This window comes from Bacillus sp. JJ864 (assembly GCF_036963045.1).
GTDB classification, from domain to species: Bacteria; Bacillota; Bacilli; order Bacillales; family Bacillaceae_G; genus Bacillus_A; species Bacillus_A pseudomycoides_C.
The window spans coordinates 1,406-2,650 of sequence record NZ_JBALLY010000209.1; the positions used below are offsets into that span (position 1 = coordinate 1,406).

General features: G+C 26.6%; 2 protein-coding genes. Both read left to right on the forward strand.

The genetic code is table 11. The features are described 5' to 3' along the window. Nucleotides 1-42 precede the first annotated feature (42 nt). A complete protein-coding gene (locus V7024_RS23075; RefSeq protein WP_335524344.1) occupies nt 43-408 on the forward strand; it encodes a hypothetical protein in 366 nt (121 codons plus the stop codon). A gap of 221 nt (nt 409-629) precedes the next feature. Further along, on the forward strand, nt 630-1,070 hold the full coding sequence (locus V7024_RS23080; RefSeq protein WP_335524345.1) for a hypothetical protein: 441 nt from the start codon (nt 630-632) through the stop codon (nt 1,068-1,070). The last annotated feature ends 175 nt before the right edge of the window (nt 1,071-1,245 follow it).

Genomic DNA, 1,245 nt, shown 5'->3' on the forward strand with positions numbered 1-1,245 from the left:
GTTTAAAAAATTAAAGAAATATAGAAAAGGAGTTTTATAAGCATGAAAGAATCTAAAGAAAGTTTTGAGGAAATTGCAAAGAAATTTGGAGGGAAAGTAATTTCTATAAACTCCAGCAATACAAGTAGTATAAATCCTTTTAATGTTGGTTCTATAGATGAAAAAGAAGCCAATAAACAAGCTGTAGATAGAACATTACAATTTGTGAAGTTCCATCTACAGGAATTTAGTATAGGTGATGAACTTACTCAACAAGAAAAAAATACAATTGCAAAGTTTATAACTGAAAATGATAATTCTGAAAGAACAACTGAAAATATTTATAAAGAAATATTGAAGCAAAAACAAAATGGTGTTACAGGTTTATCTAGGCTTATTGCTGTATATGAAGAAATCTTAAATAAGTAAGGGGTTAGATAATGTACATTGTTTGTATATTCAGTGTATATTGCTTGATTTCACAGAATGAAGTTTCAAGGGTAATGTATATCTAATATGTATTGTATATTTATTAAAAGTACATTTGATGTAATTGTGAGTTTGCAATTTATATATTCAATACATATTCAATGTATTTTCAATGTATTATTCACTTTAGGTGAGTATAAAGCTAGAAAGAGGGTTTTATAATGGAGTTAGATATTTTATTTCATGATATTGCATCTGATTTAATAGATATTGTGTTTTATATTTTAAAAGTGCTATTATATGTATTTTTAACAATCATGCTAATTAAACTAACAAAATTGGTGTTTTTTACAAATATTAATTTCTCAAAAACTACTGATAGAGCAAAAATCAAAGCAAATATCGGTTTATTAAAAAATAAAACTAACACTAGTCATTTTTTACGAAATAAAATAAATAAAGAAGATGATCCTCATTTACTAAATACATTTTTAACAACATCTTTAATTCTTGATAATACCAACGATAATTCAGATTGTTCGCATAAGTATTATAATAGTGGAACGGTTCATGACCATAATCCTACAGATCATGGAACATCAAATGGTGGTCATGATACAACTGGTAGTTTTGATGGTGGCGGTGACGTTGGTGGGTTTTAATAGCGTTATTTTAGTTTATGAGAGTCATATAGTTAACCAGTAGTATATTTGTATTAGAATGATGGAAAGCTATTATATGAGCTTAATAGAGGTGTTAAAAGGGTTCTATGAAAATAGGACTCTTTTTTTCGTGTTTCGAATAAAAAAGTCGGTTTCAATATATATTCACTATACA